4 protein-coding genes are annotated in these 5,475 nt (G+C 70.3%); 1 reads left to right on the plus strand and 3 read right to left on the minus strand.

Annotation, left to right across the window (positions count from 1 at the left end):
* Positions 1 to 94: 94 nt before the first annotated feature.
* The 3 genes from ACFVZW_RS33720 to ACFVZW_RS33730 form a co-directional block, all read right to left on the minus strand.
* Positions 95 to 1,459, minus strand: a complete 1,365-nt coding sequence (locus tag ACFVZW_RS33720) for a cellulase family glycosylhydrolase (protein ID WP_384529609.1) — start codon at positions 1,457 to 1,459, stop codon at positions 95 to 97.
* Between the two features lie 65 nt (positions 1,460 to 1,524).
* Complete coding sequence (locus ACFVZW_RS33725; RefSeq protein ID WP_384529612.1) at positions 1,525 to 2,490, minus strand: zinc-binding dehydrogenase; 966 nt, start codon at positions 2,488 to 2,490, stop codon at positions 1,525 to 1,527.
* 213 nt (positions 2,491 to 2,703) lie between these two features.
* Positions 2,704 to 3,912 carry an NADP-dependent malic enzyme gene (locus ACFVZW_RS33730; protein ID WP_384529615.1) on the minus strand — a complete coding sequence of 403 codons (1,209 nt, stop codon included), beginning with the start codon at positions 3,910 to 3,912 and terminating at the stop codon, positions 2,704 to 2,706.
* 536 nt (positions 3,913 to 4,448) lie between these two features.
* Here ACFVZW_RS33730 and ACFVZW_RS33735 point away from each other — a divergent pair.
* Positions 4,449 to 5,420 carry an ABC transporter substrate-binding protein gene (locus ACFVZW_RS33735; protein ID WP_384529618.1) on the plus strand — a complete coding sequence of 324 codons (972 nt, stop codon included), beginning with the start codon at positions 4,449 to 4,451 and terminating at the stop codon, positions 5,418 to 5,420.
* Positions 5,421 to 5,475: the final 55 nt, after the last annotated feature.

Raw genomic sequence — 5,475 nt, forward strand, 5'->3', positions numbered from 1 at the left:
GCGGGCGGGGGCGGGGGGTACTACCCGCCCGCGCCCCGGCCGCGGTCGTCGGGCGGGGGGGGGCCCCCCCCCCGCCCGCCAAGGGCCCGCGCGGTCAGCCCCGGGTGACGGTCACCGTCACCCGGGCTCCCGGCGCGGCCACCACCCACGCCCGGCCCCGGTCCTTGCGGAGCACGACCGCCTTCCCGCGGGCCGCCACCCGCCAGGCGCCCGGGGGCAGGGACAGCTCCGTCACCCGGGAGCCGCGCCGCCCGGAGTCGTACTCCAGCCGGTAGACCCCGGTCCCGGAGTCGTACACGGAGGAGCGGACCGCGCCCGCGACCGCCTCCGCGTACGGCTGCGCCGTCTCCTCCTTGTTCGTACGGAAGGTCCCGGCGCCGTCCACGGCGCAGTACCCGCCGCCGTAGCACCACACATAGCCGGCCCACCCGCTGCCGTAGCGGCCGAGGGAGGCCATCGCGTCCCGGTAGAAGCGGTTCATGTTCGGCAGGGAGTTGTTGAGCGGCCCCCACTCCCCCACGACCACCGGGACCTTGTACTCCTCGGGGTACCGCGTCACGGCCTGTTCGTACGTCTCGATCCAGCCGGCCGCCGGGTCGTAGTCGGCGCCCGCCTCCATGGCGGTGTTGTAGAAGTGCGGGGCGTAGACGATCTTCGGGTCGTCGATCCTCCCGAGGCCCGCCGGCACGCCCTCGCCGACGATCGGCGTGGGCTCGACGAAGATCCAGGCGTCCCGGTCCACCGAACGGACCGCGTCCGCGAGCCGGTTGTACATCGGGGTCAGCTGTTCGCGCTCGATCCGCCGGGCGGCCGTCGGCAGGTCCTCGCCCTCGCGCAGCTCCCCCATCGGCTCGTTGATCAGGTCGTAGCCGAGGACGGCCGGATGGTCCTCGAAGCGGTCGGCGAGGACGCGCCACATCCGGGCCTGGGCGCGCCGCAGGTCCTCGTCCTCGTAGAGATGCGTGAAGGCGCGCTGCACGGCCGGCTCGAAGTACTCGGCGAACCAGTCGTCGGGGTGCGGGGTGAAGGGCAGCCCGTCCGTCCTGGTCGCCCAGGCGGGCACGCCGCGGTGGCCGAAGGCGGGTCCGAAGACGTCCTGGTGGGCGTCGAGGAGGACATGGACGTCGTACTTCTCCGCCCAGTCCAGGATGCGCTCGATCTTCCGCAGATAGCTCTGGCTGTACTGGCCCCGCCGCGGTTCCAGGTCGTCCCAGAAGACGAGGAGCCGGGCGAAGTTGAAGCCCTTGGCCCGCATGTCGCGGAAGTGCCGCTCGGTGATGGCGCCGAGTGCCTGCTCACCGCGGTTCGCCTTGTCCTCGACGTTCCAGCCGCGCAGCGTGAGGGCGCGGCCGCGTTCGTCGGTGAGGACGGGTATGCCGGTGCCGGTGTCGGCACGGGCGGTCGTGGGGGCGAGCAGCGCGGCGACAACGGCGCCTGCGACAAGGGTCGTTCGCAACATGGGAACCTCCGGCACGACGGTGGGAGCGCAGTGCCGGAGATCCCATCAGCAGATCTGACGATGCATCAAGAGTTTGTCAGGACGATCTTCCCGAAGAGCTCGCCCGATGCCATCTTCTCGAAGCCCTCGCGGGCCCGGTCCAGCGGCAGCACCTCGTCGATCACCGGCCGTACGCCCGTGGCCGCGCAGAACGACAGCAGGTCCTCCAGCTCGTCCTTCGAGCCCATGGTCGAGCCGACGACCTTGAGCTCCAGGAAGAAGATCCGGGTCAGCTCGGCGTGCGAGGGGCGGTCGCCGCTGGTCGCGCCCGAGATGACCAGGGTGCCTCCGGGGCGCAGCGACTTGACCGAGTGCGACCAGGTGGCGGCGCCGACGGTCTCGATGACCGCGTCCACGCGCTTCGGCAGCCGCGCGCCCGGCTCGTACGCCTCGACGGCGCCCAGCTCGACGGCGCGCTTGCGCTTGGCCTCGTCACGGCTGGTGGCGAAGACGCGCAGACCGGCGGCCTTGCCGAGCACGATCGCTGCGGTGGCGACACCCCCGCCCGCACCCTGCACGAGGATCGAGTCGCCGGGGCGCACTCCGGCGTTGGTGAACAGCATCCGGTACGCCGTGAGCCAGGCGGTCGGGAGGCAGGCCGCCTCCTCGAAGGAGAGCTCCTTGGGCTTGGGGAGCACGTTCCAGGTGGGAACGGTGACGCGCTCGGCGAAGGTGCCCTGGTAGCGCTCGGTCAGGATGGAGCGCGGCTCGTCGGGTCCCACGCCGTGGCCGGTCTGGCCGATGACGGAGTGCAGGACGACCTCGTTGCCGTGCTCGTCGATGCCGGCGGCGTCGCAGCCGAGGATCATCGGGAGCTTCTCCTCGGGCAGCCCCACACCGCGCAGCGACCACAGGTCGTGATGGTTGAGGGAGGCGGCCTTGACGGTGACGGTGGTCCACCCGGCCCGCACCTCGGGCTCGGGCCGTTCCCCCAGCTCAAGGCCGTTCAACGGCTGGTCGCGGTCGATTCGGGCGGCGTAGGCAGCGAACATGACCATGAGCGTAGGGTCACCGGGCCCGCGGCGGAACCGCGCATTGCTGTGACGCACGTCCCTGCCGCGCGGGCCACGAGGGGCATCCGACAGGGTCCCGCGGCCCCGGCCGGGGGCGGCTCACGGAAGGGCCCGCGTCGCCGCCCTGCAGGGGCATGCGGAAGGGCCCCGCCCTGAGACCAGGACGGGGCCCTTCACGGGGTGCGCGACGCGTCAGCGGCGTGCCACGCCCTCGGCGCGGGCCGCGGCGGCGACCGCGGCCGCGACGGCCGGGGCCACCCGCTCGTCGAACGGCGACGGGATCACGCACTCGGCGGAGAGCTCGTCGGCGACCACGTCCGCGATCGCGTTGGCCGCGGCGATCTTCATGCCCTCGGTGATCCGGGAGGCCCGGACCTGGAGGGCGCCCGCGAAGATGCCGGGGAACGCCAGCACGTTGTTGATCTGGTTCGGGTAGTCCGAACGACCGGTCGCCACGACGGCCGCGTACTTGTGCGCGACGTCGGGGTGGACCTCGGGGTTCGGGTTGGCCATGGCGAACACGAACGCGTTCGGCGCCATGGACGCCACCGCGGCCTCCGGGACCGTACCGCCGGAGACGCCGATGAAGACGTCCGCACCGGCCAGCGCGGTCTCCAGGGAGCCGGAGAGGCCCGCCTTGTTGGTGATCTCCGCGAGCTCGCGCTTGACCGGGGTGAGGTCGTCGCGGTCCAGGCTGACGATGCCCTTGCGGTCCGCGACGGCCACGTCGCCGAGCCCCGCCTCAAGGAGGAACTTGGCGATGGCGACCCCGGCCGCGCCGGCGCCGGAGATGACTCCGCGCAGGTCACCGAGGGTGCGGCCGGTCAGCTTCGCCGCGTTGCGGAGCGCGGCGAGGGTGACCACGGCCGTGCCGTGCTGGTCGTCGTGGAAGACGGGGATGTCGAGGCGCTCCTGGAGCTTGCGCTCGATCTCGAAGCACCGCGGCGCCGAGATGTCCTCCAGGTTCACTCCCCCGAAGGAGGGGGCGAGCCGGACGACGGTCTCCACGATCTCGTCGGTGTCGGTGGTGGCGAGCGCGATCGGCACCGCGTCCACGCCGCCGAACTGCTTGAAGAGGATGGCCTTCCCCTCCATGACCGGAAGCGAGGCCTCCGGGCCGATGTCGCCGAGTCCGAGCACCGCCGTACCGTCGGTCACGACCGCGACGACCTGGGACTTCCAGGTGTAGTCGTGGACCAGTTCCGGCTGCTCGGCAATCGCGGTGCACACCTTGGCGACGCCGGGCGTGTACGCGAGGGACAGGTCGTCCTTGTCGCGCAGCGGCACCGTGGCCGAGATGGCCATCTTGCCGCCGCGGTGCAGCGCGAAGGCCGGATCGAAGGGCTCCTGAGCCCCTTCCGTGCCGCTGTCGCTGCGAGGATTGACGATCTCCGCTGCCATTGGGTTGACCCCTTAAGTCTTCTTCATTTGAGGGTGGCCACTCCTGGTTGAGGAGGGGTGGGCGGGTCCCGCGGTCGCCGTGTCTGGCAACCGCGCGGGCGCGCCGCACAACGCGCCCTGAGCCCCGGATGAGGGGTGTAAGGATCCTTCTTACCGGACGTACGACACCGTAGACGAGTCCAATTCGGAGCGGTGATGCGACTCATACGGCCGCATTGGCACCTTGCGCGGAGCAGGCGCATCATCGAATGTCCGGACACGCTATGTCGTACACCGGATCGTGGCCTTCGCATCGTCCGAATGGCGAGATAGACCGGAGATTTTCCGGTGGTAGCACGGTATCTCCGTAGAAGGTCCGGCCCTGATGTACCGGCCTGTCGTGATTCGGGGGTCACCCGTTATCCGATTTTGACATGCGGAGCCGCACGATTCAGCTAGTCCGAATGGCAAGATGCCCGTAATCACACGAGGTCGCGACACCCGAAGGTGCGTGCGCGGCCTATGGCAACTCCCTCATACGCCGGAGGAACCCGACCATGACCGCACGCTCCACGCGCTGTACGACCGCCAAGACCCGTACCTCCCGTCTTGCCGCGGTCGCCGCCATCGCGGTCGCCGGCTCCATGCTGCTGACCGCGTGCGGTGACCAGACCGAGGGCGGCTCGACCCCCGAGGGCGGCAAGACCGGCGCCGTCTCCACCGCTCCGCTCTTCTCCAAGCTCCCCGCCGACATCCAGAAGGCCGGCGTCATCAAGGTGGGTACGGACGCCACGTACGCCCCGATGGAGTTCAAGGAGGGCGCGAACATCGTCGGCGTCGACCCCGACGTCGCCGCGGCACTCTCCAAGCAGCTCGGTGTGAAGTTCGAGTTCACCAGCGGCACCTTCGACACCCTGCTCACCGCGCTGCCGACCGGCCGTACGGACATCGTGATGTCCTCGATGACCGACACCAAGGCCCGCCAGGAGGGTCTGGACGACAAGGGCCAGAAGACCGGCACCGGTGTCGACTTCGTCGACTACTTCACCGCCTCCACCGGCATCCTGGTGAAGAAGGGCAACCCGGAGAACATCCAGTCCCTGGACGACCTGTGCGGCAAGAAGCTCGCCGTCCAGCGGGGGACCACGTACGAGCAGGCCGCCAAGGCCCAGGCCGAGAAGTGCAAGGCGGACGGCAAGCCCGCCCTCACGTACGAGTCCTTCCCGACCGACGCCGAGGCCCAGACCCGCGTCAAGGCGGGCGGCGCCGTCGCCGACCTGAACGACTCGCCGGTCGCCGCGTACATCGCGAAGACCGCGGGCGGCGGCAACGACTTCGAGGCCATCGCCAACAAGACGGACGCCGGTCTCTTCGGCATCGCCGTCGACAAGAAGAACACCCAGCTGCGTGACGCGCTCAAGGAAGCCGTGGACGCGGCCATCAAGGACGGCTCGTACAAGGCCGCCCTGGACAAGTGGGGAGCCGGCGACGGCGCCATTCCCGCGGCCAAGATCAACGGCGGCTCCTGACCCCTACGCACCACTGAAGGGCAGTCGTTGTGACTGACAAGATCGACAAGGTTCC

Source organism: Streptomyces sp. NPDC059567, from assembly GCF_042735655.1.
GTDB lineage: Bacteria > Actinomycetota > Actinomycetes > Streptomycetales > Streptomycetaceae > Streptomyces.

Coding starts and splice junctions, on each gene's coding strand:
- ACFVZW_RS33720 (WP_384529609.1), bottom strand. CDS start 1,459: ATGTTGCGAACGACCCTTGTCGCAGGCGCCGTTGTCGCCGCGCTGCTC.
- ACFVZW_RS33725 (WP_384529612.1), bottom strand. CDS start 2,490: ATGTTCGCTGCCTACGCCGCCCGAATCGACCGCGACCAGCCGTTGAAC.
- ACFVZW_RS33730 (WP_384529615.1), bottom strand. CDS start 3,912: ATGGCAGCGGAGATCGTCAATCCTCGCAGCGACAGCGGCACGGAAGGG.
- ACFVZW_RS33735 (WP_384529618.1), top strand. CDS start 4,449: ATGACCGCACGCTCCACGCGCTGTACGACCGCCAAGACCCGTACCTCC.